The organism is Rhizobacter sp., assembly GCF_032229685.1.
Taxonomy (GTDB): Bacteria; Pseudomonadota; Gammaproteobacteria; order Burkholderiales; family Burkholderiaceae_C; genus LMDS01.
This window is the reverse complement of the sequence record NZ_JAVTWP010000040.1, coordinates 266,488-292,334: the sequence shown is the minus strand read 5'-3', so window position 1 is coordinate 292,334 and position 25,847 is coordinate 266,488. Positions and strand designations below refer to the sequence as shown.

The 25,847-nt window shown below is 68.4% G+C and carries 29 protein-coding genes and 1 tRNA gene; 12 read left to right on the top strand and 18 right to left on the bottom strand.

What is annotated here, in order from left to right; all coding sequences use genetic code 11:
- Positions 1-8 precede the first annotated feature (8 nt).
- Positions 9-830 (bottom strand): NAD-dependent epimerase/dehydratase family protein, encoded by an 822-nt coding sequence (locus tag AC30PD_RS19490; RefSeq protein WP_489537342.1) that lies wholly within the window; start codon positions 828-830, stop codon positions 9-11.
- A gap of 115 nt (positions 831-945) precedes the next feature.
- Here AC30PD_RS19490 and AC30PD_RS19485 point away from each other — a divergent pair, with 115 nt between their 5' ends.
- The 3 genes from AC30PD_RS19485 (at position 946) to AC30PD_RS19475 (ending at position 3,552) form a co-directional block, all read left to right on the top strand.
- Positions 946-1,677, top strand: coding sequence for a FadR/GntR family transcriptional regulator (locus AC30PD_RS19485; RefSeq protein ID WP_489537341.1), 732 nt, complete (start codon positions 946-948; stop codon positions 1,675-1,677).
- A gap of 113 nt (positions 1,678-1,790) precedes the next feature.
- On the top strand, positions 1,791-2,750 hold the full coding sequence (locus tag AC30PD_RS19480; RefSeq protein ID WP_489537340.1) for a Bug family tripartite tricarboxylate transporter substrate binding protein: 960 nt from the start codon (positions 1,791-1,793) through the stop codon (positions 2,748-2,750).
- Between the two features lie 37 nt (positions 2,751-2,787).
- Positions 2,788-3,552 carry an HpcH/HpaI aldolase family protein gene (locus AC30PD_RS19475; RefSeq protein ID WP_489537339.1) on the top strand — a complete coding sequence of 255 codons (765 nt, stop codon included), beginning with the start codon at positions 2,788-2,790 and terminating at the stop codon, positions 3,550-3,552.
- A gap of 25 nt (positions 3,553-3,577) precedes the next feature.
- On the opposite strand, the gene AC30PD_RS19470 is transcribed toward AC30PD_RS19475, so the two are convergent.
- The 5 genes from AC30PD_RS19470 to acuI all read right to left on the bottom strand — a co-directional run bounded on the left by AC30PD_RS19470 (position 3,578) and on the right by acuI (position 7,914).
- Complete coding sequence (locus AC30PD_RS19470; protein WP_489537338.1) at positions 3,578-3,874, bottom strand: flagellar basal body protein; 297 nt, start codon at positions 3,872-3,874, stop codon at positions 3,578-3,580.
- A 116-nt stretch (positions 3,875-3,990) separates the two neighbouring features.
- A complete protein-coding gene (locus tag AC30PD_RS19465; RefSeq protein WP_489537337.1) occupies positions 3,991-5,109 on the bottom strand; it encodes a 3-deoxy-7-phosphoheptulonate synthase in 1,119 nt (372 codons plus the stop codon).
- Between the two features lie 33 nt (positions 5,110-5,142).
- Positions 5,143-6,759, bottom strand: coding sequence for a phospholipase D family protein (locus AC30PD_RS19460; RefSeq protein ID WP_489537336.1), 1,617 nt, complete (start codon positions 6,757-6,759; stop codon positions 5,143-5,145).
- A gap of 67 nt (positions 6,760-6,826) precedes the next feature.
- Positions 6,827-6,901: transfer RNA gene (locus AC30PD_RS19455), tRNA-Arg, on the bottom strand.
- 32 nt (positions 6,902-6,933) lie between these two features.
- Positions 6,934-7,914 (bottom strand): acrylyl-CoA reductase (NADPH), encoded by a 981-nt coding sequence (gene acuI, locus AC30PD_RS19450; RefSeq protein WP_489537335.1) that lies wholly within the window; start codon positions 7,912-7,914, stop codon positions 6,934-6,936.
- A gap of 160 nt (positions 7,915-8,074) precedes the next feature.
- Here acuI and AC30PD_RS19445 point away from each other — a divergent pair, with 160 nt between their 5' ends.
- Entirely contained in the window at positions 8,075-8,956 is an 882-nt protein-coding gene (locus tag AC30PD_RS19445; protein WP_489537334.1) for a c-type cytochrome, read from the top strand.
- A gap of 160 nt (positions 8,957-9,116) precedes the next feature.
- On the top strand, positions 9,117-9,650 hold the full coding sequence (locus AC30PD_RS19440) for a DUF3455 domain-containing protein (RefSeq protein WP_489537333.1): 534 nt from the start codon (positions 9,117-9,119) through the stop codon (positions 9,648-9,650).
- 1 nt (position 9,651) lies between these two features.
- Here AC30PD_RS19440 and AC30PD_RS19435 read toward each other — a convergent pair whose 3' ends face one another.
- The 4 genes from AC30PD_RS19435 to purU are packed head-to-tail and all read right to left on the bottom strand — an operon-like array spanning position 9,652 to position 12,508.
- The gene (locus AC30PD_RS19435) at positions 9,652-10,179 is read right to left on the bottom strand and encodes a DUF2946 family protein (protein ID WP_489537332.1); all 528 of its coding nucleotides are present in this window, start codon (positions 10,177-10,179) and stop codon (positions 9,652-9,654) included.
- A 14-nt stretch (positions 10,180-10,193) separates the two neighbouring features.
- On the bottom strand, positions 10,194-11,159 hold the full coding sequence (locus tag AC30PD_RS19430; protein WP_489537331.1) for a YheT family hydrolase: 966 nt from the start codon (positions 11,157-11,159) through the stop codon (positions 10,194-10,196).
- Between the two features lie 5 nt (positions 11,160-11,164).
- Positions 11,165-11,608, bottom strand: a complete 444-nt coding sequence (locus AC30PD_RS19425; RefSeq protein ID WP_489537330.1) for a YybH family protein — start codon at positions 11,606-11,608, stop codon at positions 11,165-11,167.
- Between the two features lie 15 nt (positions 11,609-11,623).
- Positions 11,624-12,508 carry a formyltetrahydrofolate deformylase gene (gene purU / locus AC30PD_RS19420; protein WP_489537329.1) on the bottom strand — a complete coding sequence of 295 codons (885 nt, stop codon included), beginning with the start codon at positions 12,506-12,508 and terminating at the stop codon, positions 11,624-11,626.
- Between the two features lie 51 nt (positions 12,509-12,559).
- Between purU and AC30PD_RS19415 the strand changes: the two genes are divergently transcribed.
- Complete coding sequence (locus AC30PD_RS19415) at positions 12,560-13,195, top strand: sigma-70 family RNA polymerase sigma factor (RefSeq protein WP_489537328.1); 636 nt, start codon at positions 12,560-12,562, stop codon at positions 13,193-13,195.
- A gap of 1 nt (position 13,196) precedes the next feature.
- Complete coding sequence (locus AC30PD_RS19410; protein ID WP_489537327.1) at positions 13,197-13,901, top strand: anti-sigma factor; 705 nt, start codon at positions 13,197-13,199, stop codon at positions 13,899-13,901.
- A 16-nt stretch (positions 13,902-13,917) separates the two neighbouring features.
- Here the strand turns inward: AC30PD_RS19410 and waaF are convergent, their stop codons facing one another.
- The 4 genes from waaF to AC30PD_RS19390 form a co-directional block, all read right to left on the bottom strand.
- On the bottom strand, positions 13,918-14,925 hold the full coding sequence (waaF, locus tag AC30PD_RS19405) for a lipopolysaccharide heptosyltransferase II (RefSeq protein ID WP_489537326.1): 1,008 nt from the start codon (positions 14,923-14,925) through the stop codon (positions 13,918-13,920).
- Positions 14,926-14,929: 4 nt separating this feature from the next.
- Positions 14,930-15,139 (bottom strand): zinc-finger domain-containing protein, encoded by a 210-nt coding sequence (locus AC30PD_RS19400; protein ID WP_489537325.1) that lies wholly within the window; start codon positions 15,137-15,139, stop codon positions 14,930-14,932.
- Positions 15,140-15,143: 4 nt separating this feature from the next.
- A complete protein-coding gene (locus AC30PD_RS19395) occupies positions 15,144-16,067 on the bottom strand; it encodes a branched-chain amino acid transaminase (RefSeq protein WP_489537324.1) in 924 nt (307 codons plus the stop codon).
- A gap of 94 nt (positions 16,068-16,161) precedes the next feature.
- The gene (locus AC30PD_RS19390; RefSeq protein WP_489537323.1) at positions 16,162-16,488 is read right to left on the bottom strand and encodes a hypothetical protein; all 327 of its coding nucleotides are present in this window, start codon (positions 16,486-16,488) and stop codon (positions 16,162-16,164) included.
- 162 nt (positions 16,489-16,650) lie between these two features.
- Here AC30PD_RS19390 and AC30PD_RS19385 point away from each other — a divergent pair, with 162 nt between their 5' ends.
- Both AC30PD_RS19385 and AC30PD_RS19380 read left to right on the top strand, forming a co-directional pair.
- On the top strand, positions 16,651-17,136 hold the full coding sequence (locus AC30PD_RS19385; RefSeq protein WP_489537322.1) for an SET domain-containing protein: 486 nt from the start codon (positions 16,651-16,653) through the stop codon (positions 17,134-17,136).
- 133 nt (positions 17,137-17,269) lie between these two features.
- On the top strand, positions 17,270-19,351 hold the full coding sequence (locus tag AC30PD_RS19380) for a sensor domain-containing diguanylate cyclase (protein ID WP_489537321.1): 2,082 nt from the start codon (positions 17,270-17,272) through the stop codon (positions 19,349-19,351).
- Here AC30PD_RS19380 and AC30PD_RS19375 read toward each other — a convergent pair.
- A complete protein-coding gene (locus AC30PD_RS19375) occupies positions 19,348-20,259 on the bottom strand; it encodes a LysR family transcriptional regulator (RefSeq protein ID WP_489537320.1) in 912 nt (303 codons plus the stop codon). The genes AC30PD_RS19380 and AC30PD_RS19375 overlap by 4 nt on opposite strands.
- A gap of 134 nt (positions 20,260-20,393) precedes the next feature.
- On the opposite strand from AC30PD_RS19375, the gene AC30PD_RS19370 reads away from it, so the two are divergent.
- Entirely contained in the window at positions 20,394-21,131 is a 738-nt protein-coding gene (locus tag AC30PD_RS19370; RefSeq protein ID WP_489537319.1) for an SDR family oxidoreductase, read from the top strand.
- A gap of 39 nt (positions 21,132-21,170) precedes the next feature.
- On the opposite strand, the gene AC30PD_RS19365 is transcribed toward AC30PD_RS19370, so the two are convergent.
- On the bottom strand, positions 21,171-21,902 hold the full coding sequence (locus AC30PD_RS19365) for a class I SAM-dependent methyltransferase (protein WP_489537318.1): 732 nt from the start codon (positions 21,900-21,902) through the stop codon (positions 21,171-21,173).
- Position 21,903: 1 nt separating this feature from the next.
- Positions 21,904-22,725 carry an isocitrate lyase/PEP mutase family protein gene (locus AC30PD_RS19360; RefSeq protein WP_489537317.1) on the bottom strand — a complete coding sequence of 274 codons (822 nt, stop codon included), beginning with the start codon at positions 22,723-22,725 and terminating at the stop codon, positions 21,904-21,906.
- Positions 22,726-22,779: 54 nt separating this feature from the next.
- Here AC30PD_RS19360 and AC30PD_RS19355 point away from each other — a divergent pair, with 54 nt between their 5' ends.
- Positions 22,780-23,412 carry a 3'-5' exonuclease gene (locus AC30PD_RS19355; RefSeq protein WP_489537316.1) on the top strand — a complete coding sequence of 211 codons (633 nt, stop codon included), beginning with the start codon at positions 22,780-22,782 and terminating at the stop codon, positions 23,410-23,412.
- 77 nt (positions 23,413-23,489) lie between these two features.
- Here AC30PD_RS19355 and AC30PD_RS19350 read toward each other — a convergent pair whose 3' ends face one another.
- Positions 23,490-24,722, bottom strand: a complete 1,233-nt coding sequence (locus AC30PD_RS19350; RefSeq protein ID WP_489537315.1) for a helix-turn-helix transcriptional regulator — start codon at positions 24,720-24,722, stop codon at positions 23,490-23,492.
- A gap of 83 nt (positions 24,723-24,805) precedes the next feature.
- On the opposite strand from AC30PD_RS19350, the gene AC30PD_RS19345 reads away from it, so the two are divergent.
- Positions 24,806-25,813, top strand: a complete 1,008-nt coding sequence (locus AC30PD_RS19345) for a hypothetical protein (protein ID WP_489537314.1) — start codon at positions 24,806-24,808, stop codon at positions 25,811-25,813.
- The last annotated feature ends 34 nt before the right edge of the window (positions 25,814-25,847 follow it).

The following is a 25,847-nucleotide window of genomic DNA, read 5'->3' as shown; positions in this document are numbered from 1 at the left end:
GTGCCGCCTCACTCGTAAGGACCTTTGACGACGAAACCGCCGCCCTGGTAACGCGCCACCGGGTCGTTCGGGTCGACCACCGGCTGGCGCGCTTCGGCGGCGGCGCGGAAGGGTTCGGAGCTGTCTTGCGGGCGGTAGCCGATGTGGCGGGCGAGTGTGTTGTCCCACCACGTGGTGCTGTTGTCCGACATGCCGTAGATCACCGAGTGGCCGACCACCGGCGCGCCGAGCGCGGCGACGACCAGGCGCTCGAGGTCGTCGTAGCTCATCCAGGTGGCGAGCATGCGGCGGTCGACCGGCGCCGGGAACGACGAGCCGATGCGCAGGCTCACGGTCTCGATGCCGTAACGGTCGAAATAGAACTGCGCGAGGTTTTCGCCGAAGGCCTTCGAGAGGCCGTAGTGGCCGTCGGGACGCATCGGCGCGCGGGCGTCGATCACCTCGTCTTGCCGATAGAAGCCGGTCACGTGGTTCGAGCTCGCGAACACGATGCGCCTGACGCCGTGTTTGCGCGCCGCTTCGTAGAGGTTGTAGGTGCCGACGATGTTGGCCTGCAGGATCGGCTCGAACGGGCCTTCGACCGACACGCCGCCCAAATGCACGATGGCCTGCACGCCGCGCACCAGCTCATGCACGGCAGCAGCGTCCTGCAGCGCGGCGGCCACCACTTCTTCGCCCGCCGCAGCCGGCGCCATCGCCGCCACATCGCTCAGGCGCAGCACATCGCAATAGGCCTTGAGGCGCGGGCGCAGCTCTTTGCCCAGCCCGCCGGCAGCGCCGGTGAGCAACAAGCGCGCGATGCGCGGGCAGGAAACAACGGGTTTCGGCATCGGGTAGAGTGAAAGCCGGGGCTTGTCATCGGTCATCAGTTGTCGTACAACATTGTTTGCCGGCTCAGAACCAGAAGTCAAGGCTGCGCGATCAGGGAATACACGGAGACCACCGATGGAATTGATGCCACCGCCCCGCCGCCGGGCACGCCCGCTGGCGCTGCAGTTGGTCGAGTCGATCGGCGACCGCGTGCGCGACGGGCGCATCGCACCGGGCGCGAAGTTGCCGACCGAAGCGGCCATCATGGGCGAGTTCGGCGTCAGCCGCACCGTGGTGCGCGAGGCGCTCTCGAAACTGCAGGCCTCGGGCCTGGTGGAAACGCGCCACGGCATCGGCACCTTCGTCGTCGGCCTCGGTGACGCTGCGCCCTTTCGCATCGCCCCCGAACAGTTCGCCACCTTGCGCGACGTGATCGCGGTGCTCGAATTGCGGATCGGCGTCGAGACCGAGGCCGCGGGCCTGGCCGCCCAGCGCCGCACGCCTGACAACCTGCGCGAAATGCGTTCGGCGCTCGATGCATTCTCGAGTGCGATCGAAGAAGGCCGCGACGCGGTCGGCCCCGATTTCCAGTTCCACCTCGAGGTCGCCCGCGCCACGCAGAACCCGCACTTCACCGAGTTGATGGGCACGCTCGGCTCGATGATCATTCCGCGCGCCCGGCTCGAGCCCGCCGAAGCCATCAGCGAAGACCGCCAGGCCTACCTGCGGCGCGTGAACGGCGAGCACGAGAACATCTGCGACGCCATCGCCAACCAGGATCCCGACGCCGCCCGCGCCGCCATGCGCACGCACCTGGCGAACAGCCGCGAGCGCCGCCGACGTGCCAACAGCGGCGTGGCGGCCTGACAAGCCGAAGCCGCCTGTTCGCCACAAAAAGCGGTTGACTTTCACCGCTCAAGTTGTACGATGACTGACAACAAGAGGCCACTTCGAGGCCCAAAACCAATCAGGAGACCCGAATGAAGTTCCCCCGCAGCCTGCTGCTCGTCGCACTCGTGGCCTCTGGCGCCGCCTTTGCCCAGGAATGGCCGGCCAACAAGCCGATCCGCATCGTCGTGCCCTACACGCCGGGGGGTTCGTCGGACATCATCGCGCGCGCCATCAGCCAGCCGCTGGCCGACGCGTTGAAGACGACCGTGGTCGTCGAGAACAAGCCCGGTGCCAACGGCAACACCGGCACCGACCTCGTCGCCAAGTCGCCGGCCGACGGCTACACCCTGCTGCTGTGCGACGTGGGGGCGCTGGCGATCACGTCGTCGGTCTACACCAAGCTGCCCTTCGACCCGAGCAAGGACCTGCGCGGTGTCGGCATGCTGGCCTATTCGCCGCACATGCTCGTCGTACACCCGTCGGTGCCGGCCAACAACCTGAAGGAGTTGGTCGCGCTGTCGAAGACGACCAAGCTCAACTTCGCCGTCACGGCAATGGGCAGCGCGCCGCACATGGCCGGCGTGGCGGTCGAACGCGCCAGCGGTGCGAAGTGGGAATACATCCCGTACAAGGGCGGCTCGCAGGCGATCCAGGACACGATCGGCGGCCAGACTCAGGTGCTGATGAACGGCATGCTGGCCACGCTGCCTTTCGTGCAATCGGGCAAGCTCAAGGTGCTGGGCGTGTCGCGCGCCACGCGCGTGCCGATGCTGCCCGACGTGCCCACCATCGCCGAACAAGGCGTGAAGGGTTTCGAGTCGGGCACCTGGCAAGGCGTGCTCGTGCCGGCCGGTACGCCGCCGGCCGTGATGGCGAAACTGGCCACCGAACTCACGCGCATCATCCGCTCGCCCGACATCCGCTCGCGCCTCACCGCCCAGGGCGCCGAGGTCTACACGATGTCGCCACCGGAGTTCACGCAGTTCTTCGAGAAAGAGCGCAGCAAGTGGGCGACGGTCGTCACGCAGAGCGGCGTGAAGCTGGATTGAACCCGCCACCGAACCCCACCCGACACTGGAGACAAGCATGAGAGAAAACCGCCTGCGCACGATGTGGAAGAACGACCAGGCCGCGGTCAACGGCTGGCTCGCCATCGGCAACAGCTTCTCGGCCGAGACCATGGCCAATCAGGGCTGGGACACGCTGACCATCGACCTGCAACACGGCGTGATCGACTACCAGGCGATGGTGACGATGCTGCAGGCGATCTCGACCACCGCCACCGTGCCGATCGTGCGTGTGCCCTGGCTCGAGCCGGGCATCATCATGAAAAGCCTCGACGCCGGCGCCTACGGGATCATCTGCCCGATGATCAACAGCCGCGAAGACGCGCAGAAGCTCGTGGCCTACACACACTACGCGCCGCGCGGCACGCGCAGCTTCGGGCCGGTGCGGGCGCTGCTGTACGGCGGCGCCGACTACCCGCAGCACGCCAACGACACGGTGGTCGCCTTCGCGATGATCGAAACCGCGCAGGCGCTCGACAAGCTCGACGAGATTCTCTCGGTCGAGGGGCTCGACGCGATCTACATCGGCCCGTCGGACCTGTCGCTCTCGATGGGTTGCAAACCGGTGTTCGACGACGTCGACCAGCCGGTGGCGCAGGCCATCGCCCACATCGCCGAGCGCGCCAAGGCGCATGGCGTTCAGTGCGGCATCCACAACGGCGTGGCCGCCGGTGCACTGGCGCGCGTGGCGATGGGCTACCGCTTCGTCACGCTCGGTTCCGACGCGCGCATGCTCGCGGCCGGGTCACAGCAGTTCCTCTCGGCGATGCGCGCCAAGGGCTGAGCAACGCAGTGATCCCCGTGGCCGCTCAGGCCACGGCGTCGAGCAGCGAACCCATCGCCTCGTCCTGGTGGCGAAACACCGCCAGGTTCGCGAGGAACGCGTTCTTCGCCTGCAGCAGGCCAACCATGTCGGTCAGCATCGCTTCACCCGGCTCGGCGCTGCGCGTGAGCGTGGTGCTCACACCCGCCGGCGCCACCGAAGACTGCACGACCTGCTGGCGCCGGAAACCTTCGGTGTTCAGGTTCGCGATGTTGTGCGCAGCCACCTGCAAGCCGGTCTGCGCAGCGTTCATGCCGGAAAGGGCGATCGCGGAGATGGACATGAGGTTCAGCCTGAAGCGGTGAAGAGGTTCGCGGCAGTCTAGGCTGCGGCCGGCGCTCGTGCTCACACCCGACCACCCGATTCCGTGCCGATTTGGCGCCGAAGCGCCCGCCGATCTCAGGCGGCCGTGCGCCGCGTGCGCACCGCCGTGGCCAGCGCCTGCAGCACCGGCACGGTCTGCGCGAAGCCGATGCAGGCGTCGGTGATCGACACGCCGCGTTTGAGCTCCACGCCGGGCCGCAGGTCCTGCCGGCCTTCTTCGAGGTGGCTCTCGATCATCACGCCGCAGATGCGTTGCTCGCCGCCCGCGATCTGCGCCGCCACGTCGTGCGCGACGACGATCTGGTTCTGGTGCTGCTTGTTGCTGTTGCCGTGCGACACGTCGACCATCACCTGCTCGCGCAGGCCGGCGGCGCGCAGCAGCTCGCAACTCGCGGCCACGCTCGCAGCGCTGTAGTTCGGCGTCTTGCCGCCGCGCAGGATCACGTGGCAGTCGTCGTTGCCGCGGGTCTCGAAGATCGCGGCCACACCCATCTTCGTCATGCCCATGAAGGCGTGGGTCGCGCGCGCCGCAAGAATGGCGTCGGCCGCGACACGCACGCCACCGTCGGTGCCGTTCTTGAAGCCGACCGCGCAGCTCAGGCCCGAGGCGAGCTGGCGGTGGCTCTGGCTTTCGGTGGTGCGCGCGCCGATCGCACCCCAGCCGATCAGGTCGGCGATGAACTGCGGGCTCAGCAGGTCGAGAAACTCGGTGCCGGTGGGCAAGCCGAGCGTCGTGAGCTCGAGCAGCAGGCGGCGCGCACGCTCCAGGCCTTCGTTGATGGCAAAGCTGCCGTCGAGGTGCGGGTCGTTGATGTAACCCTTCCAGCCGACGGTGGTGCGCGGCTTCTCGAAGTAGGTGCGCATCACGATCAGCAGGTCGTCGCCGAGGGCATCGGCCACGGCCTTCAGGCGGGTGCCGTAGTCGATCGCCTGCTCGTGGTCGTGGATCGAACACGGGCCGACGACGACGATCAGCCGGTCGTCGCGGCCGTGCAGCACGTCGGCGATGGCGGCGCGGCTGCCTTCCACCAGCGCCAGCGTGTTGTCACGCACCGGCACGCGTTCTTGCAGCAGCGCCGGCGTGATCAGCGGGCGCACCGCGCCGATGCGCACGTCGTCGATGCGGGTGGTGTCGAGCGTGCTGTCGCGGTTGCCGACCTCGCGGTCGTGGAAGGGGTCGTCGAGTGAACTCATGCGCGTGTTGTGCAGTGGGCGGCGCCGGCGCGCTCAGAGGTGGCCTTCGGGCACCAGCGGCCCGACCAGCCACAGCCAGGTGCGCTGCCACCAGCCGGTGTCGGGTTCTTCGAAAAAGGTCTGCCGGCCTTCGGGCGTGGTGATCTGCCATTCCGGCTTGCCCGTTTCCCGGTTCAGGAGCACCCGGTAGGCGGCTTCGCTCTTCACGAACTCGGCCAGCGCCAGCAACTGGCTGGTGAGCTGCGGGCTGCGGATCAGGAAACCGAGCTCGGTGTTGTGCTTTTCGGAGCGCGGGTCGAAGTTGAGCGAGCCGATGAACATCAGCTTGCGGTCGATGGCTGCGGCCTTGGCATGAAAGCGCCCGATCGAGCGGCCGAAGGAACCGAGGTTCTTGCTGCTCTGCACCCGGCTCGGGGCCACTTCGTAGACCTGCACGCCGAGGTCGAGCATCTCGCCGCGGTAGCGCCGGTAGCCGGCATGCACCAGCGGTTCGTCGGTCGACGCCAGCGAGTTGGTGATGATGGTGATCGGCAGGCCGTAGAGCCGGCCTTCGCGCATGTCTTCGATCACCGAACGGTCGGGCACCATGTAGGGCGAGGACACGAGCACGTCTTCACGCGCCAGCAGCAACTCGGTCATCAGGCTCTGGCGCACGGTCGGGCCATCGTCTGCGGCAGCAGGCGCCAAGCGGCGGTGGCTGATGACGCGGTCGGGCGAATCGGCGAATGCGTCGGCTTCGGCCCAGACCAGATCGAGCACGCCGGCCTGCATCTCTTCAGAAAGGTTGGGCTGCCCGATCAGGTCCTTGGCGCCGGCAGCGGGCGGCTGCGGGCCACGCCCCGCTTGCGCCGCGGTCGCGTCAGTGAAACTGCGCTGCAACGCGGCCGCACTCTCGCCGCTGCGCACGATCGCCTGCACCGGGTAGACGTGTTCGCTGTTCCAGTAGCGGTCGAAGAGCTGGCCGAGCTTGGGCAGCACCGCGCCGATGGCGAAGACGTCGAGGTCGATGTAGTTGGCGCCGTCGTGCACCATGAAGTACTCGTTGCCGATGTTGCGCCCGCCGGCCACCGCCATCGCGCCGTCGGCGATGAACAGCTTGTTGTGCATGCGGTGGTTGAGCCGCCCGAAGTCGAACAGCGACGCGGCGAACCGGCCCACCAGGCCGTCGAAGCGCGCCGGGAACGGGTTGAACAGGCGAACCTCGACGTTCGGGTGCGCCGCCAGACCGAGCAGCAGTGCGTCGCTGCCGCCGGTGTACAGGTCGTCGAGCAGCAGCCGCACGCGCACGCCACGCGCAGCCGCGTCGCGCAGGGCGCGCAGCAGCCGGTGGCCGGTGTCGTCGTTGGCGAGGAGGTAGTACTGGACATCGAGCGAACGGCGCGCCCGGTTCGCCAGCTCGATGCGGGTGGCGAACGATTGCTCCGACCACGACAGCAGGCGAAAGCCGCTCAGCGAAGCGTCGCGCGTCGAGGCCTTCGCGATCTGCACCAGCGGGCTGGCGTCATCGGCCGGCAGCGCCTGCGTGGGCACCCGTGCCACGCCCTGCGGCAAACCGGCACAAGCCGTCAGCAGCAAGAGGGTGGCGAGCAGCAGCCCTGTGCCGAGCCGTTGCCATGAGGAAGACGGTGACTGCGGCATTTGCATGGGCATGGAGACCGGCTGCAAGTGGGTGGTGGCGCCGCATCACGCGGTGCCGGCGCGGTGCGCGGAAGGCACCTGGTGCGACCGGCAGGAATCGAACCTGCGCCTAAGCCTTCGGAGGGCCCAATGATATCCACTTCACCACGGTCGCTTGCCGTGGCGCGATTCTAGCGGGCGCTTCGTTCAGCCCTGCGTGCGCACCACGATGCGGCCGCGCACGCTGCCGTCCATCAACCGGTTCGCGGCGGCTATCGCATCGGCCAGCGGCACTTCGGTCGTGATCGATTCGAGCAGCGCCGGGTCGAGGTCGGTCGCCAGCCGCGCCCAGGCCTGCTCGCGCAAGGCGCGCGGCGCCATCACGCTGTCGACGCCGAGCAGGGCGACCGAGCGCAGGATGAACGGCATCACCGTGGTCGGCAAGTCGAATCCCTGCGCCAGACCGCAGGCTGCCACGGCGCCGCCGTAGCGGGTCTGGGCACAGGCGTTGGCGAGCGTGTGGCTGCCGACCGCGTCGACCACCGCCGTCCAGCGTTCTTTCTGCAGCGGCTTGCCGGGCGCCGCCAGTTCGGCCCGGTCGATCAGCCGCGCCGCGCCCAGGCTTTGCAGATAACCGGCTTCGTTCAGCTTGCCGGTGGCGGCGACCACGGTGTGACCGAGCTTGGCGAGCAAGGCGACGGCGACCGAGCCCACACCGCCGGTGGCGCCGGTGACCAGCACTTCGCCGTCTCCGGGCTTCACGCCGTGGCGTTCGAGCGCCAGCACGCACAGCATGGCCGTGTAGCCCGCCGTGCCGATGGCCATGGCCTGGCGCGCACTGAAGGCCGCCGGCCGGCGCACCAGCCAGTCACCCTTCAGGCGCGCCCGCCCGGCCAGGCAACCCTTGTGCGTTTCGCCGACCCCGAAGCCGTTGTGCACGACCGCGTCACCCACCTTCCAGGCCGGGTGGCTGCTGGCGCTGACCTTGCCGCTGCCGTCGATGCCGGCCACCATCGGCCAGCTGCGCACGACCGGCGAGCGGTTGGTGATGGCCAGGCCGTCCTTGTAGTTGAGCGTGGAGTACTCGACGTCGATGGTCACATCGCCTTCGGGCAGAAAAGCATCGTCGACTTCGCGCAGTGCGGCGGCGAAGTCGGGGTTCTTGTCGAGAACCAGAGCCTTGAACATGGGCGTCTCCTCAGGAAGCAGCGGGGCGAAGCCGAGACTGTAGACCGAGAGCGGGCACGCGGCGCGGCGGCGCCTGCAGCCCGGCCCGCCCGTGCCCGGGGCCCTATAATTCGCGGGTTTTTGCGCAGAAGCGCCACCGAATTTCGCAGTTGAGGATCTCATGAGCGACGCCCACACCCCGCACGACTCCGACGGCCCGCACGAAGGCCCCATCAAGACGCCGAAGCAGCTGATCCTGGCCGTGCTGTACGCGTTCGTCGTGCCGGTCATCGTGATCATCCTGCTGGTCGAGTACGTGACTGCCGACCACCGCCCGGCCGCCGGCAGCTCCGGCCTCACGCCCGAAGCGGTGGCTCAGCGCATCCAGCCGGTGGGCAAGGTGCAGGTGAAAGACGCTTCCGATCTGTCGACGCTGAAGACGGGCGAGCAGGTGTTTGGCGCCGCGTGCACGGCCTGCCACACCGCCGGCCTGGTGGGCGCGCCCAAGCTGGGTGACGCCGAGGCCTGGGCCCCGCGCATCAAGACGGGCTATGAGGCCTTGCTCAAGTCGGCGCTGGGCGGCAAGGGCCAGATGGGTGCACAAGGTGGCGGCGACTTCGCCGACCTCGAGATCGCACGGGCCGTGGTCTACATGGCCAACAAGGGCGGTGCCAAGTTCGACGAACCCAAGGCGCCCGCCGCTGCGGTGGCGGCCGACGCCGCACCGGCCGCCGCCGCCACGCCCGTGGCCGCTGTGGCCCCGGCCGCCATGGCGGCACCGGCTGCCGTGGCCACGGCGGTGGCCGCAGCGCCCGCCGCCAAGGCAGAAGCCGTGCCCGCGCTCTACACCAACCTGTGCCAGACCTGCCACGTGGCGGGCGTGGCCGGCGCGCCGAAGATCGGCGACAAGGCCGCCTGGGCGCCGCGCCTCGCGCAAGGCATCGACGGGCTGACTGCGAGCGTGATCAAGGGCAAGGGCGCGATGCCGCCCAAGGGTGGTTCGGCCGCCAGCGAGGCCGAGATCAAGGCCGTGGTCACCTACATGGTGAGCAGCGTCAAGTAAAACGCGGCACCCACAGAAGAGCCGGCTTGCGAGCCGGCTTTTTTTCGCCCGCAGACCGCTGCATCCGATCGGCAGCACGCTGCGTATGGGCGGAGGTGCGAGCGGCGCGAACGAGTGCGTCGCTGGCCGACCATCGCACCCCAACCCCCAGGAGCTTCCCATGAAAAAACTCTCGATGATCGCCGCCGCCATCGCGCTGTCGGCCTGTGCCAGTGCCCCGATGATGATGAAAGTCGACAACGCCGCGCTGCCCGAACCCGTTCGGGTGCCGGCCGGCCAGAAGGTGATGATGTCGACCACCGGTGTCGGCGAGATCACTTACGAATGCCGCGAGAAGAAGGACATGGCAGGCGCGCACGAGTGGGCTTTCGTGGGCCCGGTCGCCACGCTCTACAGCGGCGACAAGAAGACCGTCGGCAAGTACTACGCCGGCCCGACCTGGGAAGCGAACGACGGCTCCAAGGTCACCGGCAAACAGCTCGGCGTGGCGCCGGCCGCGCCGGGCAACATCCCGCTGCAGCTGGTGAAGACCGACCCGGCGATGGGCGCCGGCGCGATGACGGGCGTGAGTTACATCCAGCGCCTGAACACCAAGGGCGGCGTGGCCCCGGCGATGGCTTGTGATGCAACCAGCAAGGGCAAGCGCCAGCAGGTGGCCTACGAGGCCGACTACGTGTTCTACGGAATGATGTGATTCAGGGCGCCGGCGCGAGCCGGTAGCCGAAGCGTGTGACCAGTGCGTCGAAGGTCGTGGCAGTGGGTGACCACGCCGCGCTTTCGACGGCACCGGCGGCCGCTTCCATGTCGAGCGTGTGCACGATGCCGAGGCCGAGGTCGGTGGCCAGGAACAGGCGATCGTGATCGTCGAGCCAGGCCGATTGGAACTGCGCCGCCAGCCCGGTGTGGCTGGTGATGCGCGGCGCGGCGCCGGGCAGCGCTTCGAGGCGCCACACCCACGGCGCCGCTTCGAGCTCCACGTACACCCGCTGCGGCCCGTTCTGGAAGAACCAGCAGCCGGCTTCATCGACGAGGTAGTTGCGCTCGATGAACTCGCGCAGTTTCTCGTGCAGGATGCGGCTGCCCTTGACCTTCGGGAACGGCCCTGCGGCCTGCACCCGGTCGTCGCGCATGTACCAGTCGCCCCGCGCGTCGAGCGCGAGCCAGCCGTAACAGTGCGGCACGTTGGGCCACTTCTTCAGCGCCTGCTTGACGATGTCGTCCATGCGTTGATCTTCGTTCAGAGCTGGCGTTTGATCCAGCCCATCACCGCGTCGGGCAGCGTGTGCACATGGCCCGGCCAGCGCCCACCCGGGAAGCCGACGTGCCCACCGTGCGGCGGCTGCCACAGCGTCACGTGCGTGCCCACCTCGTGCACGCCCGGCAGGCTGCTCGCCGGCACGAAGGGGTCGTTGCGCGCGTTCAGCACCAGCGCCGGGATCCGGATCGTGTGCAGATGCGGCTTGGCCGAGCCGCGCGACCAGTAGTCGTCGGTGCCCCTGAAGCCGTGCAGCGGCGCGGTGAACACGTCGTCGAACGCGTACAGGTCGCGCGCGGCCAGCAGCTTCTCGCGACTGAACAAACCCGGGTGCTGCGCCAGCTTGCGCAAGGCCTTGGGCTTCATGCTGCGCAGGAACATGCGGGTGTAGACCTGCCGGTTGAAGCCTTCGCCGATGGCGCGGCCGCCGGCGGCCAGGTCGATCGGCGACGACACCGCACACACCACGCTCGCGCTCTGCCCTGCGGTGTCGCCAGCCTCTTCGGCCCAGCGCAACAAGGCGTTGCCGCCAAGCGAAACGCCCACGGCGGCGATGCGGCCGGCGTGCATCGAACGGATGCGTTGCAGCACCCAGCCGATCTCTTCGAAGTCGCCCGAGTGGTAGGCCCGCGGCGCCAGGTTCAGCTCGCCCGAACAACCGCGGAAGTGCGGCACCACGAAGCGCCAGCCGTGCTGCCGCGCCCAATCGGCAAAGGCCTGCGCGTAGTGGCTGCCCGACGAGCCCTCGAGGCCGTGGAACAGCACGAGCAGCGGGGCCTGCGTGTCTTCACCCTGCCAGTCGACGTCGATGAAATCGGCGTCGGGCGTGGCCCAGCGCTCGCGCCTGAAGACCGGTGCCTGGCCGCTGAAGCGCTTCGAGAACAAGGCCGGCCAGATCGTCTGCGCGTTGCCACCGACCAGCCAGCGTGGTGCGCGGTACTGCTCCATCGGGCTCAATGCAGCACCGAGGCCGCTTCGGCGATCTCTTGCACCTCGCGCGGCGAACCGGGGCTCGCGTGGTGCGCCACGAGCCGCCAGCCTTGCGCGCCTTTCACGTAGACGTTGGTCGCGATCACCCAGGCCGACTGCGGGCCCTCTTCGGTCATCACGCGAACCTGCTCGAGCACGCTGTGCACGGCGCAGGCGTGGGTCTGCAGGCGCCGCACCTTCTCGGGCCGGGCGTCGATGGTGCCGTTGGCGAACATCGAATCGAAAGCGGCGCGGATCGCACTGGCGCCCACCACGCGCGGCCCGCCGGGGTGCACGCAGCTGATGTCTTCGTCGTCGGACCACACGGCCATCAGCCGCTCGATGTCACCACGCTGCAGTGCTTCGTAGAACTGCTGCTCGATCTCGTCGGGCGAAGCCAGGGGCGCCATCGATTTCGGTCGGGCCATGCGAACTCCGGTTGTTCAGCGAAACACGACCGTCTTGCTGCCGTTGAGCAACACCCGGTGTTCGACGTGCCAGCGCACGGCGCGCGCCAGCACCACGCTCTCGACGTCACGCCCCACGGCGGTGAAGTCTTCGGGGCTGAGCGCGTGGTCGACGCGCTCCACGTCCTGCTCGATGATCGGCCCTTCGTCGAGCTCGGCCGTCACGTAGTGGGCCGTGGCGCCGATCTGCTTCACGCCACGCGCGTGGGCCTGGAAGTACGGTTTCGCGCCCTTGAAGCCGGGCAGGAAGCTGTGGTGGATGTTGATCGCGCGGCCCGTCAGGAAGCCGCAGAACTCGGGCGACAGGATCTGCATGTAACGCGCCAGCACGACCAGGTCGACGTGCAGCTCTTCGACCAGCGCCTGCACCTGCCGCTCCTGCGCGCGCTTGTCGGCGGGCGCGGCGCCGGCCTTGAGCGGCAGGTGATGGAAAGGCACGCCATGCAGCGCGCACAGGTCCTTGAAGTCGGGGTGGTTCGAGACCACGGCCACCACCTGCGCCGGCAGCTGGCCGGTGTCGCAGCGGAACAGCAGGTCGTTCAGGCAGTGGCCGTGCTGGCTGACCATCAGCAGCAGGCGCGGCTTGCGGGCGAGTGAATAAACCTGCGTTTGCATCCCGAACTTCTGACGCAATGGCGCCATCAGCCCTAGCAGCTTGTCGCAGTCGGCCAGCGCCTCGGGCGCTTCGAAGTGCACCCGCATGAAGAACAGGCCGCTGCTGTCGGCGTTCAGCACGTCGCCGAACTGCTGCGAGTCGACGATGTTGCAGCCGGCTTCATACAACAAACCCGAGACGGCATAAACGATGCCCTTGGTATCTCGACAAGACAGGGTGAGAACGAATTCGCTGGGGCTGGACATAGGGTAGGCTTCCGGGCTGCTTCGATTGTACGAAGCCCCCTCTCCTGCCCCATGCCCACACCACAAAGCGACTGGACCGAACGCAGCCTCGAGCTCTCGAAGCTGCTGGCACGCGCCGGTTTGGGCGACCGCGCGGCATTTGCCACGCTTTACGAACGAACCAGCGCGCATCTGCTGGGCGTGGTGCTGCGTATCCAGAGAGACCGGGCCCAGGCCGAAGACATTCTCCAGGAGGTGTATGTCAACGTCTGGCGCGCGGCGCAGAGCTTCGATGCCGCCCAGAGCCAACCCTTGACCTGGCTGGGCAGCATTGCGCGAAACCGCGCGATCGACAGCCTGCGCCGCACGCAAACCCAGCCGCAATTCCGCTCCACCATCACCTCCAGCATCGACGACGAGGAAACCGACGTGTACGACACCGTGGCCAGCGACGCGCCCGGCCCGCTCGATCTGCTGAGCCGGGCCTCGGATGCGCGCGCGCTGTCGTCGTGCATGCAGGGCCTGAGCGCGCAGCAGCGCCAGAGTGTCGCGCTCGCCTTCTTCGACGGTTTGAGCCACGCCGAAGTGGCCGAGCAGATGCGCCAGCCGCTGGGCACCGTCAAGTCGTGGGTGCGGCGCGCGCTGATGTCGCTGAAGAGCTGCCTCGAATCCGCAGTGCAGCGCGACAACACGAGCACAGGGGCCTGACATGGACTACAGCCGCCCCGAACTCGCCGACCGCCTCGCCGCCGAATACGTGGCCGGCACCTTGCGTGGCCCGGCGCGCCGCCGCTTCGAAGCGCTGCTGCCGGCGCATGCCACGCTGCGCGCCGCCACGCGCGCCTGGCAAGACCGGCTGATGCCGCTCACGGCCAGCGTGGCGCCGGTGAAGCCATCAGACGCGGTCTGGCAGAAGATCGAACAGCGGATCCAGCCGGCGCGTGCCCCGGCACAGAGCGCGCCCACCGGCTGGTGGCGGCAGCTCGCCTTCTGGCGTGCTTTCTCGGGCGTGGCCGCGGTGGCGGTCGTGAGCCTCTCGGTGCTGCTCGCCAACCCCGGGCCGGCGCCGGCGCCGATCATCGTGGTGCTGTCGTCCACCGCGCCGGCCGAGGGGGGCGCGGTCGTGCCAGCCTCGTTCGTGGCCAGCATCAGCGGCGACGGGCGCACGGTGGTGACCAAGCCGCTCGTGAACGTGAGCGTCGAATCGAACCGCGTGCTCGAACTGTGGGCCGCCGCCGGCAAGGGCGCGCCACGTTCGCTCGGCTTGATCTCGGCCAACGGCGCGAGCGCCTTCACCAAGGCCACGCTGCCGGTCGGCACCGACCACCTGGCCGTGAGCCTGGAGCCGCCGGGCGGCTCGCCCACCGGCGCGCCGACCGGGCCGGTGTTGTTCTTCGGCAAGCTGACGCTCTAGGTACGCGGAACGCGAATCAAGAGGTCCCGAGCGCCTGATCCAGAGCGCTTTCCACCCGCATCGGGCTCAGCTCCGTCAAACATCGGTAGTGGCCGAAGCGGCAGGTGCGCTCGAAACACGGCGAACACTCGAGCTGCAGTTCTTCCTTCAGCCACAGCACACGGGCACGCGGGTTCAGCGGTGGGGTGTGCTCGGGGCTGGTCGAGCCGAACACGGCCGCTTGTGGCACGCCGAAAGCCGCAGCCACGTGCATCAGGCCGGAATCGTTGCTGACCACGCCGCGCGCGGCAGCAATCAGCGCCATCGCATCGATCAGCGAGGTCTTGCCGGCCATCACGATGCAGGCGCCGGGCGCAGCGGCGGCGATCTCTTCGCACAGGGCCGCTTCCTTGCCCGAGCCCATCAACAACACCGGTTGCCCATGCCGTGCGAACAGCGAAGCCGCGAGCGACGCGTAGTGCGCGGCAGGCCAGCACTTGGCGGGGCCGTATTCGGCGCCGGGGGCGAAGGCCCAGTAGGCGTGTGGCTGCACGTTCGCGGCCCGCGTCGCGGCTTGCAACACGGCGTCGTTGAAGCGCAGTTGCGGGCGTTCGTTCGCGGGCACCGGCTCGCCGGCCAGCGCGCTGTAGAAAGCGACCATCGGCGGCCGGCCCGCGGGGCTCTTCAGCCGTTGGTTCAGCAGCACGTAGCGGCCTTCACCCTGGTAGCCCACGCGCTTCGGAATGCCGGCGAGCCACGGGATCAACGCCGACTTCAGCGAATTGGGCAGCACGTAGGCCAGCTCGAACCGGCCGCGCAATTGCGCGGCAACACGCCTGCGCTCGGCCCAGTCGAGCCGACCGTGTGCGAACGGCAGGTCGATCACTTCGGCCACCTGCGGCATGGCCCGGTAGACGGGCGCGACCCAGGGCAGCGCCGCCACCGTGAGTTGTTCACCTCGCGCTGACAAGCGCGCGAGCAGCGGCTCGGTCATCACCGCGTCGCCGATCCATTGCGGCGCGACGATGAGGCTGCGTTTGCTCACACCGTCAATGGGCGTGGACTTTTTCGCCGGCCTTGAGCTTGTAGACCGTGCCGCAGTACGGGCACTTGCCTTCGCCCGTGGTCGCCACGTCGATGAACACGCGCGGGTGGTTGCTCCACAGCGCCATCTTCGGGTTCGGGCAGAACACCACGCCGGGGCCTTGCAGGTCGTGGGCGGTGACTTCGATGGGCGCTTGCTGTTTGCTGTCGCTCATGGTCTCAGACCTTGGTCAGCCATTCGGCGTATTTCGGGTTGCGGCCGTTCACGATGTCGAAGAACGCGGTCTGGATCTTCTCGGTGATCGGCCCGCGCGATCCGGCGCCGAGCGTGATGCGGTCGAGCTCGCGGATCGGCGTGACTTCGGCCGCGGTGCCGGTGAAGAAGGCTTCGTCGGAGATGTAGATCTCGTCGCGCGTGATGCGCTTCTCGACCAGCTTCAGCCCCAGGTCGTTGCAGATCGCGAGGATGGTGTCGCGCGTGATGCCGTTGAGCGCACCGGCCGACAGGTCGGGCGTGTAGACCACGCCCTTCTTGATCACGAAGATGTTCTCGCCGGCACCTTCGCTCACGAAGCCGGCCGAGTCGAGCAGCAAGGCTTCGTCGTAGCCTTCTTCGGTCACTTCCATGTTGGCCAGGATCGAGTTGGTGTAGTTGCTCACCGCCTTGGCCTGCGTCATCGTGATGTTGACGTGGTGGCGGGTGTAGCTCGAGGTCTTGACGCGGATGCCGCGCTTGATGCCGTCTTCACCCAGGTAGGCGCCCCAGGGCCAGGCCGCGACCATCAGGTGGATGGTGTTGCCCTTCGGGCTGACGCCGAGCTTTTCGGAGCCGATCCAGACCAGCGGGCGCAGGTAGCAGCTTTCGAGCTTGTTCTCGCGCACCACGAGCTTCTGCGCGTCCATCACCTGCTCGGGCGTGAACGGGATGTTCATGCGCAGGATCTTGGCGCTGTTGAACAGCCGCTCGGTGTGTTCGCGCAGGCGGAAGATCGCTGTGCCACCGACGGTGTTGTAAGCCCGCACGCCTTCGAAGGCGCCGCAGCCGTAGTGCAGGGTGTGGGTCAGCACGTGGATCTTGGCGTCGCGCCAGTCCACCAGCGTGCCGTCCATCCAGATCTTTCCGTCGCGATCGGCCATCGACATGGCGGGTCTCCTTGGGTTCGCCCCGAAGGAGCCGGGGCGCGGGAGACGATTCTATTCGGGGCGGCTCAGGGCGAGCCGCCCGGTCAGCGGCAGCTCAGCGGCCGCCGAAGAAGTGGTGGAACACGTCGGGCTCGACCACTTCGCGCATCGACAGGCCGGTCAGCGTTTCGCGGAACGGCTCGGAAGGTGCCAGCGCGTCGAGGTCGGCCGGCATGGTCGCGTCCCAGGGTGCGTGGAACGAGGTGCTCGCCTCAAACCCCGACACGGTGTTGGCCGCATCGCGAGCCCAGCTGCCGCGGGTGACGAGGCGCTTCGAGAGCGAATCGGCCAGCGAGGGCAGTTCTTCCCATTCGATCGCGCCACCGTAGGCGACGGCGCGGTGCTGGGCTGCAAAGTATTGTTTGGGTTGTGCGTGGCTCATGGGGTCTGCCTTTCGAGTCGGTATGTGAAGCGTATCGGCAGGCCGAAAATTTCATTGACCGAAAAGCGGGTGAAGGCCGCGCCAGTTCGCACCGCGGCGGCCACGATCGTGAAGAAGTGCAGCTGCGCGGGCCCACCACCGCTTGACGCGACAATACAAACCATGCCCCGCCTCGCGCCCCTGCCGCCTGTTCAAGAGCTGGTGCCCGCCACCGCCGCGAAACGGGTGCGCGGCGTGCCCGCCGACCCGCAGAAGTTCGCGGTCGAGGTGCACCAGAGCGCCATCGACGGGCAAGGCGCGTTCGCCGCCGAGTCCATTCCTGCGCGCCGCAAGATCGGCGAGATTCGCGGCGAAGCCATCAGCGTGAAAGAAGCGCGGCGCCGCGCGAAAGGCGTGGCGCGCATCATGATCGTCGAGTTGAGCGAGAAGCGCGCCATCGACGCGTCGCAGTCGGCCGACCCGTTGCGCTTCACCAACCACTCGTGCCAGCCCAACGCGGTGCTGCGCATCCGCCAGGGCCGGGTCGAGTTCTACGCGATGCGTGATCTGCGCGCGGGCGAAGAGCTCACAGTGAACTACGGCGAGACCCACCACGAAGGCCGACTGCGCTGCCGCTGCGGTGCGCCGGGCTGCGTGGGGCGGCTGTAGGGGCGGCTGCCGGCGGCCCGCTTCAGTCCGGCCGGCTTTGTCCGAAATACGAGGCATGGGCCCACCTGCGCCGCTGCTGCGAGCGCGAGGCGGGTTCCGACTGGAAGCCACCGCTCGCGAGAGCCAGCCACCCGTGAACCTCTTCGGTATCTCATCGTCGTCACCCCGCGCCGCATGGCTGTTCGCCGCGTTCGGCTCGCTGAAGCTGCGCATCACGCTCGGCGCCATCGCCGGGCTGGTGCTCGGCGTGGGCCTCACGACCGCCGGGCTGCTGCGCCAGGCCGAACGCGACACGCTCTCGGCCCAGCGCTACCGCGAAATGAGCGAAGCGGTGCGCACGGCCAACGTGCTCTCGCGCCGGGTGGTCGACCTGCAGGTCGCGCTGCAGGCCACCGCCGCACGTCTCGACGCTGCGACTCTCGCCGACAACGCGCGCCTCGCCGCGTTCATGGAATCGCAGCCGGTGTTGCGCGGCCTGTTCGCCAATGTCTTCGCCACCGCCGCCGACGGCCGGATGCGGGTGTACGCCGACGCGTCGGGCATCCGCCACCCCGAGGTGAACCTGAGCGAGCGCAGCTACTTCAAACGCACCGTCGAAGAACGGCGCACGATCGTCTCGGACCCGGTGCCGGGCCGCATCCTGAGCGAACCGGTGATCGTGTTCACCGCACCGCTGCTGGCCGAGGCGCGGGTCCACGGCGTGCTCGGCGGGGTGCTGCGGCTGGTCAGCCGTGACCTGCTCGCCGACCTGACCGACGGCGTCGATGCCGAGGGCGACGCCATCACCATCGTGACCGACACGCAGGGCCGCATCCTCGCTCACCCGTCGAGCACGCGGCTGCTGCAATCGCTGGCACAGGAAGAACGCTTGTCGCAGGCCTTCGCACATTGGCTCGAAGCCGGCAGCTCGGCCGAACCTTCCGGCATCAACCTGGCGCAGGCCGACGAGCTGGTCAGCGCCGCCGGCGTGGCCGGCACCGACTGGGTGGTCTGGCGCGCCGTGCCGCAGGCCGAGCTGCTCGCGCCGCTGCGGGCCGCGCGGCGCCAGGCGCTGCTCTGGGCCGCGGTGCTGATCGTGATCGTCTCGGTGTCGACGCTGCTGCTGCTCTGGTGGCTGCTGCGGCCACTGACGCAGCTGGAGCATCGCGCGCAGCACCTGTTCGACGGCTCGCAGGACGCGCATGCCGGCTGGCCCGAGGTGGGCGGCGAGCTCGGCCGGCTGGCGCGTGTGCTGCGCCACGTGGGCGCCGAGCGCGCGCAACTCGAGTCGTTCAACACCGGGCTGCTGCAGAAGCTCGGCTCGGTGATGGGCGCCGCGCCGGTGGGCATCTGCTTCACGCGGGCACAGCGTTTCGAGCTGGTCAGCGCCGAGTTCTGCCGCCTGTTCGGGCGCGAAGAGCACGAGATCGTCGGCCAGCCGACACGGCTGCTCTACGCCTCGAACGCCGACTTCGACGCGGTCGGCCCGCAGGTGAGCAAGGCTTTCGCGGCCGGCGAGCCGTATGTCGGCGAATGGGAAATGCAGCGTGCCGACGGCACGCGCTTCTGGGCTTGCCTGCGCGGCTCGCCGGTCGACAAGATCGAACGCGGCGCCGGCACGATCTGGACCATCAACGACATCGGCGAACAGATCGCCGAGCGCGCACGGCTCGAGTGGTCGGCCACGCACGACGCGCTGACCGGCCTGGCCAACCGCAAGGCGCTCGACCAGCGCCTGCAGGCGGTGTTCGAGGCAATGCCACGCTCGGTGCCGGCGGCGATCGTGATGATCGACCTCGACCACTTCAAGCCCATCAACGACAACGCCGGCCACGCCGCCGGCGACGCGGTGCTGAAGGCCGTGGCGGCGGCGATCGTCTCGCAGGTGCGCGCCAGCGACCTGGTGGTGCGCATCGGCGGCGACGAGTTCGCGCTGCTGCTCGAGCGCTGCGCGCCCGAGGTGGCGATGCGCATCGCCGACAACGTGCGCGCTGCCGTGGCCGCGCTGGCGCTGCCCTGGCAGGAGCGCACGCTGCGTGTGGGTGCGAGCGTGGGCGTGGCCTCGCTCGTGGCCGAAACGCGCGACGCGGCGTCGTGGCTGGCCGATGCCGACGCGGCCTGCTACGAAGCCAAGGCCAACGGCCGCAACGGGGTGCGCGCCGCCGTGCGGCCGATGCTGCGGGGCCGTGCCGTGGACGACGAAGCCGACGAGCTCGACACCGACACGCAGGGCTAGCCGGCGCGATCCCACGGCGGCACGCCCTGGAAGGCCTGCGCCAGAAAGTCGATCATCACGCGCACTTTCGCGCTCACGTGGCGCCGGCTCGGGTAGACCGCGAGCACGTCGATGTCGGGCATGCGGTAGCCGGGCAGCAAGGGCACGAGGCGGCCGGCGCGCAGGTCGGGGCCGATCAGGAAGCTCGGTTGCCAGATCACGCCGCGCCCCGCCAGCGCCGCGGCACACGCGGTGTCGCCGTTGTTGGTGTGCATCACGCAAGACACCTTCACCGCATGGTCGGCGCCTTGTGCATCGCTGAAATGCCACTCGTCGGCGGTGGCCGCGTAGGTGTAGCCGATGCAAGCGTGCGCTGCCAGATCGGCCGGCGTCTTCGGCTTGCCGTGTTTGCGCAGGTAGGCCGGCGAAGCGCACACGATGTTGCGCGAGGCCGCGAGCTTGCGCGCCGCGTGCGTGGTGGAGCCGCTGCGCGAGATGCGGATCGCCAGGTCGTAACCCTCATCGACGATGTCGACCACACGGTCGACCAGCGCCACATCGAGCTCGACCTCGGGGTGGCGCTGCATGAACTTCGGCCACAGCGGCGCCAGGTGCAATACGCCGAAGCTCAGCGGCGCGTTGATGCGCAAGCGGCCACGCGGCTGCATCGAGGCCGACGCGGTGATGGCCTCGGCCTCGGCCACGTCTTCGAGAATGCTCTTGCCACGCTCGAACAGCGCTTCCCCACTCTCGGTCAGCGACAGCTTGCGCGAGCTGCGGTTGAGCAGCCGGGTGCCGAGGTGCGCTTCGAGCTCGGTGATGTAGCGGCTGACGTTGGCGGGCGAGGTGTCGAGCGCCAGCGCGGCGCGCGCGAAGCCACCACGCGCCGCGACCGTCACGAACACTTCGATGGCACGCAGGCGGTCCATGGCGGGCTCCTTGATTCATGAAAGCTGAAGCGATTGTGCAGTCTTGCTGCCTTGTTGACGACAAAGCTGACTCTTAGAGTTCAACCCATCGGCAACGACGCCGACGAAACCACAAACCTCACCGGAGAAACACCATGACAAGACTGAACGGCAAGCGCACCCTGATCACCGGTGGCACCAGCGGCATCGGCCTGGAGACGGCACGCCAGTTTCTGGCCGAAGGCGCCCGTGTGGCCGTGACCGGCACGAACCCCGAAAGCTTGGCCGCCGCAAGAATCGCGCTCGGCCCCGACGCACTGATCCTGCGCGCCGACGCCGGCAGCGTGGCCGGTCAAAAGGAACTGGCGCAGACGCTGAAGGAGCACTTCGGCCAGCTCGACGCCGTGTTCATCAACGCCGGCGTGGCCGAGTTCCGCGCGCTGGCCGACTGGGACGAAGCCGCGTTCGACCGCAGCGTCGCCACCAACCTGAAGGGCCCGTTTTTCCTGATGCAGGCACTGCTGCCGCTGTTGGCGAACCCGGCTTCAGTGGTGCTCAACACCTCGATCAACGCCCACATCGGCATGCCGACGTCGAGCGTTTATGCCGCCACCAAGGGCGGGCTGCTCACGCTGGCACGCACGCTCTCGGGCGAGCTGATCGGGCGCGGCATCCGTGTCAACGCGATCAGCCCGGGGCCGGTGGCCACGCCTTTGCACGGCAAGCTCGGCATGGGGCCCGAAGAGCTCAAGGGCCTGATCGCGCAGATCCCGGCGGGGCGGCGTGGCGAAGCGAGCGAGATCGCGAAGGCGGTGGTGTTTCTGGCGTCCGACGAGTCGGCATTCACGGTCGGCAGCGAGCTGATCATCGACGGCGGCATGAGCACGCTGTGACCGTTGGCAGGCCGCTCGCCGGCGGCCTGCGGCGCGGCATCAGTTCGCTGGTTTGCGAAAGACGATCACGTGCTGCCAGGGCAAACCGCTGGCCGTGCGTTCCCAGTTCAGGGCCAGCACGGCCGCTTCGCGCCGCACCTGCGCTTCGCTCATCTTGTGCAGCGGCTTGATCGGCACGCGCGGGTCTTCGGCGCGGTACTCGACGAAGACGACGCGGCCACCCGGCTTGAGCGCACGCACGATGCTGGCGAGCACCTCGCGCGGGAACTCGAGCTCGTGGTACACGTCGACCATGATCGCGAGATCGACGCTCGCCGCCGGCAAGCGCACGTCGTCGGCGGCGCCGAGCACCGGCTTGACCTGCGCCAGACCGGCCTTGGCCGACAGCGACTGCAGCATGCGGATCATCTCGGGCTGCACATCGACCGCGTAGACCACACCCATCGGCCCGACCAGCGCCGCCATGCGGCGTGCGATGTAGCCGGTGCCGGCGCCGATGTCGGCCACCACCATGCCGGGTTTCAGCGCGAGTTCGGGCAGCAGCAGATCGGTGCGCTCCTCGCGTTCGCGCTCTTCACGTTCGAGCCAGGCCGCGCCCTGCCAGCCCATCACCTGCGCGATCTCGCGACCCATGTAGCGCTTGCCGATGCCGTCGGCACTCGGCGCTTTCTGTTCGTAGACGGGCGCGCCCTCGGCCGCCGACACGGCGGCAGCAAAGGCCAGCGTCGCCAGCGCGGCATAGAGCGAATGCCAGAAGCGGGCACGCCGCATGTCAGAGCCGGTCGAGGTAAGTGAAGGTGCCCGAGCTTTTCACCTCGGTCGCGGCTTGCGTCAGCCCGGCCATCGCCGCGCGGTACAACGAGGTGGCCAAACTCACGCGGCGCACGCCCGCGGCCTGCAACTCGGCCACGCCGAACGACTTGCCCTTGATGCTGGCCATGAAGCTGAACGGCTTCGAGAGCGACGCGCACACCGTGCGCACCGCCGCCAGGTCGGGCAAACCGGGCGCGAACAGCACGTCGGCGCCAGCCTTCTCGAAAGCCTGCAGGCGCCGGATCGTGTCGTCGAGATCGGGATGGCCGCGCAGGTAGTTCTCGGACCGCGCAGTCAGCGTGAACGGGAAGGCATGCGCACGCGCCGCTTCGGCCGCGGCCGCCACGCGCTCGACGGCGTGGTTGAAGTCATAGAGCGGTTTGTCGGCGTCACCGCTCGCGTCTTCGATCGAGCCGCCGACGAGGCCCACTTCGCCGGCGAGGCGAATCGTCAGCGCTGCATCGGCCGGCGCGTGGCCGAAGCCGTTTTCCAGGTCGGCCGCCACCGGCAGGTCGGTGGCTGCCGCGATGGCGCGGCCGTGCGCCAGCGCTTCGTCGCGCGTGATCTGGCCGTCGCGCCGGCCGAGCGCCATCGCGCACGCGGCGCTCGACGTGGCCAGCGCGTCGAACCCGAGTTTGGCGAGGATCAGTGCCGAGCCGGCGTCCCAGGGGTTGGGCATCACGAACACGGCGGGGCCACGGTGAAGCGCGGCGAAGCGCTCGGCCTTCTGCCGCTGGGTGGAGGGCGATGGGAGCGATGGGGGCGACGACGTGTTGACCATGAAGAACCTCCTGTGCGGCCCATTCTGCCGCGTCGGCCAGAATGCGCGCACCGCATGGAAACCATCGCCGTCATCGACTTCGAAACCACCGGCATCTCGCCCGGCCAGGGTGCGCGTGCGACCGAGATCGCCGCGGTGCTCGTGCAAGGCGGGCAGATCGTCGGGCGCTTCCAGAGCCTGATGAACAGCGGCGCCTGGGTGCCGCCTTTCATCGAGCAGCTCACCGGCATCAGCAACCACATGCTGCAGACCGCGCCGCCTGCGCGCGCCGTGATGCACGAGGTGGCGCGCTTCACCAAGGGCTGCCCGCTGGTCGCGCACAACGCGGCCTTCGACCGCGGCTTCTGGCACGCCGAGCTGGAACGTGCCGAGTGCGAGCCCGATGCGGCACACGTGTTCGCGTGCACGGTGCTGCTGTCGCGACGCCTGTATCCGCATGCCGACAACCACCGGCTCGGCACCCTCGCGAAGCTGCACGCGCTGCCCAGCGCCGGGCGCGCGCACCGGGCGCTGGCGGACGCGGAGGTGACGGCGCATCTGCTGATGCGGATGCAGCAGGATGTGCGGGAGCGGTTTGCGGAGCCGCTGTCCGGCGCGGCCGCGACCCACGCCCTGCTGATGGCCATGCAGCGCTCGCCGAAGGGCCAACTGGAGCGCTGCGTGGCGCGGGCGATTGGCGCCTGCTGACCTTGCAGTTCCCGAAGAGAGCGCGGCAAGGGCGCCATGCAGCCAGGCGCGCTCGACATCCAGGCTTCAGCAACAGGCTACGGGTGTTCTCGCGTGACGGGTACGCCGCGCAGAACAAGAGCAACCAGTTGTGCCTGCGTGTGAACGGCCGCCTTGCCGAACACGACCTTCAAGTAGGCGCGCGCGGTCTCGTAGGTGATGTTCATTTCACGTGCAGCGTCGCGCAGTGTTCCGGTGCTGGCCAGCAAGCGGCTGAGCTTCGCCTCGGCGGGGGTGAAGCCGAACGCGTCGCGCATGGCCTGGTCGGACATCGGCGCGAGGGTTTCGCTCGTGCCGACCGTCAACAGACATGAAGGCATGCCAGCAGACGACGGGCTGCCCGTGGTTCCCAGCGGAATGGCCTGAAGGGACATGACATTCCCGCGGCGGTCGCGCAGTTGCAGTGGCGCCGGGCTGTCGCCGTGCTGCTCACGCCAGCGCAAGGCCATGCGATCGATGTAGGCCTCCAGCACCGGCTGCGCGCCGTCAGCGGTCGCCACCAACTCGGCGCCGCGCATGGCCAGACCGTCGCGTCGCTTCAGCAATGTCTCCATGGCGGCGTTGGCGTAGAGCACTCTTCGCCGACGGTCGAGCACCGCGATCGGCTGCGAGCTGGCCTCGAAGGCAAGCGCCGCCGCCGGCACGTTCTGGGGATGCTCGAGCCGAATGGCCATGCGCAAGGCGCGAGTCATGTGGCCGCTCAGCGATTCGAATTCGCGCACCTCGGCCGCGCTGAAGGTCTTCATGCCGGGCGGTCGAAACAGTGTGATGTTGGCGACCAGGTCGCCTTCGGCCAGCAAGGTGTTGCCCAGGGTCAACTTGAAGCTCTGCGGCCGCATCCAGTCGTTGTAGTACGCCGATCGGTAGAGCGCACCGCGCTGCTGCAGGAAGCGATCCAGTCTTTCGTTCGTCCTGACCACGCCCGGCTTGTGCAACTGCTGCGTCAGCCGCATCCAGGGGTTGTCGGGCGCGAAATAGAGTTCGTTGAATGTTCGCAGCCAGCCCGGCTCGATACCCGCGAAGCTGACTGTCTGCAGGCGCCGCGGGTTGCGGTGCAGGTAGTAGAAGGCCTGGGCCGAGGATGGGAAGCACTGTGCGAGCTGCTGCATGACGTCGACCCACGCGGCGGGTTCCAGGGCCGCCCGGTACACCGAATCGAGAAGGTCTTCTGTAGCGGGCACGGGCAGCCTCCAACTCGCCAGTGACGAGCAAACACCCAGAGCTCGGCCTCCCTCCCAAATGGGAGTTGCGTCGCCCCTCTCATGCGCCAAAGATCATACCGAGTGGCGAATAGAGGCGTCGAACCCAGATGAACAAGCTCCCTTCACAACGGCAGCTCAGCGCGCCGGCTTGCATGAGTGCTGAGAAATACCCGAGAGCGGCCCTGTACCCGGTGATGGCGGGGGCTTTGCTATTCGCCTCGGCGACGGTCAGCGCGAAGCCCGATGACCCGGGCGTGTTGCTCGCGCAGGCCCGCCCACAACGAGCGGCCGCACCGTCGGTCGTCGACCCCACGCCCGCCGACTTCGGCACGGTCGAGGGCACCAGCAGAATCGCCGGCACGGCGGGCCTGCTCGACATGGTCGGCATCAAGCTGGGATCGCGCGAGAAAGACGCGGTCGCGGCGCTCAAGCGGTACAACCCGGCCCTGACGACGACCCCGCTGCTGCTGATGACCTACACGGTTCTGCCGAACGTCTCGATGACGCCGGTCATCGTGGCCGAGACCAAACCGGCCCCCGATGGCGGCTTCGAACGATTCAGCCTCGAACTCACGTATTCACCGAATGAGGCCTATGTGTGGAGCATCTCGCGCGAGGTCGGCATCGCGAAGAGCCAGGCGCCGACCTTCGAAAACACGCTGGCAGGGTTTCGCACGAAGTACGGCCCGGAGTCCTTCGCGTTGACCAACGAGCAGTTGGTGTGGGTCTTCGACTCGCAAGGCAAGCTCGTGCCCGGCGCGAAGGCAAAAGACATCTTCTACAAGTGCAGCAACCAGTGGCAGTCGGGTGTGGCGGGCATCTCAGCCGGCGGCAATCGGCCCACCGGCGAGAACCGACTCAGCAACTCCTGGTACGACCAGCAATTGCGCGGTGGTTACTACCATGCGCAGCAGGGCAACGACTACGCGAACGGCGTATGCCACTCGCATGCGCTGTTGCACCTGGGGCTGCAGCGCCTCGGTGCGATGGGCGCCGGTGAGCCGACGAATCTGATCCGCGGATTCGTCGTGCGCTTGTCGAACCGTCAGCTCGAAGCGAGCGGAGTGCAGGCTTCGCACAAACAACTCGCGGCGGCGGCCGGTGCGCTTCAGAAGGAGCGCGCCGGAGAGGCCGCCAAGCGCAGCGGGCCCAAGCTTTGACAGGCGTCCTGCTGTCGTGGCCATGCATCAGCCC

Excerpts from the sequence above, each read along its gene's own strand:
- AC30PD_RS19490 (WP_489537342.1), bottom strand. The coding sequence starts at position 830 with ATGCCGAAACCCGTTGTTTCCTGCCCGCGCATCGCGCGCTTGTTGCTC.
- AC30PD_RS19485 (WP_489537341.1), top strand. The coding sequence starts at position 946 with ATGGAATTGATGCCACCGCCCCGCCGCCGGGCACGCCCGCTGGCGCTG.
- AC30PD_RS19480 (WP_489537340.1), top strand. The coding sequence starts at position 1,791 with ATGAAGTTCCCCCGCAGCCTGCTGCTCGTCGCACTCGTGGCCTCTGGC.
- AC30PD_RS19475 (WP_489537339.1), top strand. The coding sequence starts at position 2,788 with ATGAGAGAAAACCGCCTGCGCACGATGTGGAAGAACGACCAGGCCGCG.
- AC30PD_RS19470 (WP_489537338.1), bottom strand. The coding sequence starts at position 3,874 with ATGTCCATCTCCGCGATCGCCCTTTCCGGCATGAACGCTGCGCAGACC.
- AC30PD_RS19465 (WP_489537337.1), bottom strand. The coding sequence starts at position 5,109 with ATGAGTTCACTCGACGACCCCTTCCACGACCGCGAGGTCGGCAACCGC.
- AC30PD_RS19460 (WP_489537336.1), bottom strand. The coding sequence starts at position 6,759 with ATGCCCATGCAAATGCCGCAGTCACCGTCTTCCTCATGGCAACGGCTC.
- acuI (WP_489537335.1), bottom strand. The coding sequence starts at position 7,914 with ATGTTCAAGGCTCTGGTTCTCGACAAGAACCCCGACTTCGCCGCCGCA.
- AC30PD_RS19445 (WP_489537334.1), top strand. The coding sequence starts at position 8,075 with ATGAGCGACGCCCACACCCCGCACGACTCCGACGGCCCGCACGAAGGC.
- AC30PD_RS19440 (WP_489537333.1), top strand. The coding sequence starts at position 9,117 with ATGAAAAAACTCTCGATGATCGCCGCCGCCATCGCGCTGTCGGCCTGT.
- AC30PD_RS19435 (WP_489537332.1), bottom strand. The coding sequence starts at position 10,179 with ATGGACGACATCGTCAAGCAGGCGCTGAAGAAGTGGCCCAACGTGCCG.
- AC30PD_RS19430 (WP_489537331.1), bottom strand. The coding sequence starts at position 11,159 with ATGGAGCAGTACCGCGCACCACGCTGGCTGGTCGGTGGCAACGCGCAG.
- AC30PD_RS19425 (WP_489537330.1), bottom strand. The coding sequence starts at position 11,608 with ATGGCCCGACCGAAATCGATGGCGCCCCTGGCTTCGCCCGACGAGATC.
- purU (WP_489537329.1), bottom strand. The coding sequence starts at position 12,508 with ATGTCCAGCCCCAGCGAATTCGTTCTCACCCTGTCTTGTCGAGATACC.
- AC30PD_RS19415 (WP_489537328.1), top strand. The coding sequence starts at position 12,560 with ATGCCCACACCACAAAGCGACTGGACCGAACGCAGCCTCGAGCTCTCG.
- AC30PD_RS19410 (WP_489537327.1), top strand. The coding sequence starts at position 13,197 with ATGGACTACAGCCGCCCCGAACTCGCCGACCGCCTCGCCGCCGAATAC.
- AC30PD_RS19400 (WP_489537325.1), bottom strand. The coding sequence starts at position 15,139 with ATGAGCGACAGCAAACAGCAAGCGCCCATCGAAGTCACCGCCCACGAC.
- AC30PD_RS19395 (WP_489537324.1), bottom strand. The coding sequence starts at position 16,067 with ATGTCGATGGCCGATCGCGACGGAAAGATCTGGATGGACGGCACGCTG.
- AC30PD_RS19390 (WP_489537323.1), bottom strand. The coding sequence starts at position 16,488 with ATGAGCCACGCACAACCCAAACAATACTTTGCAGCCCAGCACCGCGCC.
- AC30PD_RS19385 (WP_489537322.1), top strand. The coding sequence starts at position 16,651 with ATGCCCCGCCTCGCGCCCCTGCCGCCTGTTCAAGAGCTGGTGCCCGCC.
- AC30PD_RS19375 (WP_489537320.1), bottom strand. The coding sequence starts at position 20,259 with ATGGACCGCCTGCGTGCCATCGAAGTGTTCGTGACGGTCGCGGCGCGT.
- AC30PD_RS19370 (WP_489537319.1), top strand. The coding sequence starts at position 20,394 with ATGACAAGACTGAACGGCAAGCGCACCCTGATCACCGGTGGCACCAGC.
- AC30PD_RS19365 (WP_489537318.1), bottom strand. The coding sequence starts at position 21,902 with ATGCGGCGTGCCCGCTTCTGGCATTCGCTCTATGCCGCGCTGGCGACG.
- AC30PD_RS19360 (WP_489537317.1), bottom strand. The coding sequence starts at position 22,725 with ATGGTCAACACGTCGTCGCCCCCATCGCTCCCATCGCCCTCCACCCAG.
- AC30PD_RS19355 (WP_489537316.1), top strand. The coding sequence starts at position 22,780 with ATGGAAACCATCGCCGTCATCGACTTCGAAACCACCGGCATCTCGCCC.
- AC30PD_RS19345 (WP_489537314.1), top strand. The coding sequence starts at position 24,806 with ATGAGTGCTGAGAAATACCCGAGAGCGGCCCTGTACCCGGTGATGGCG.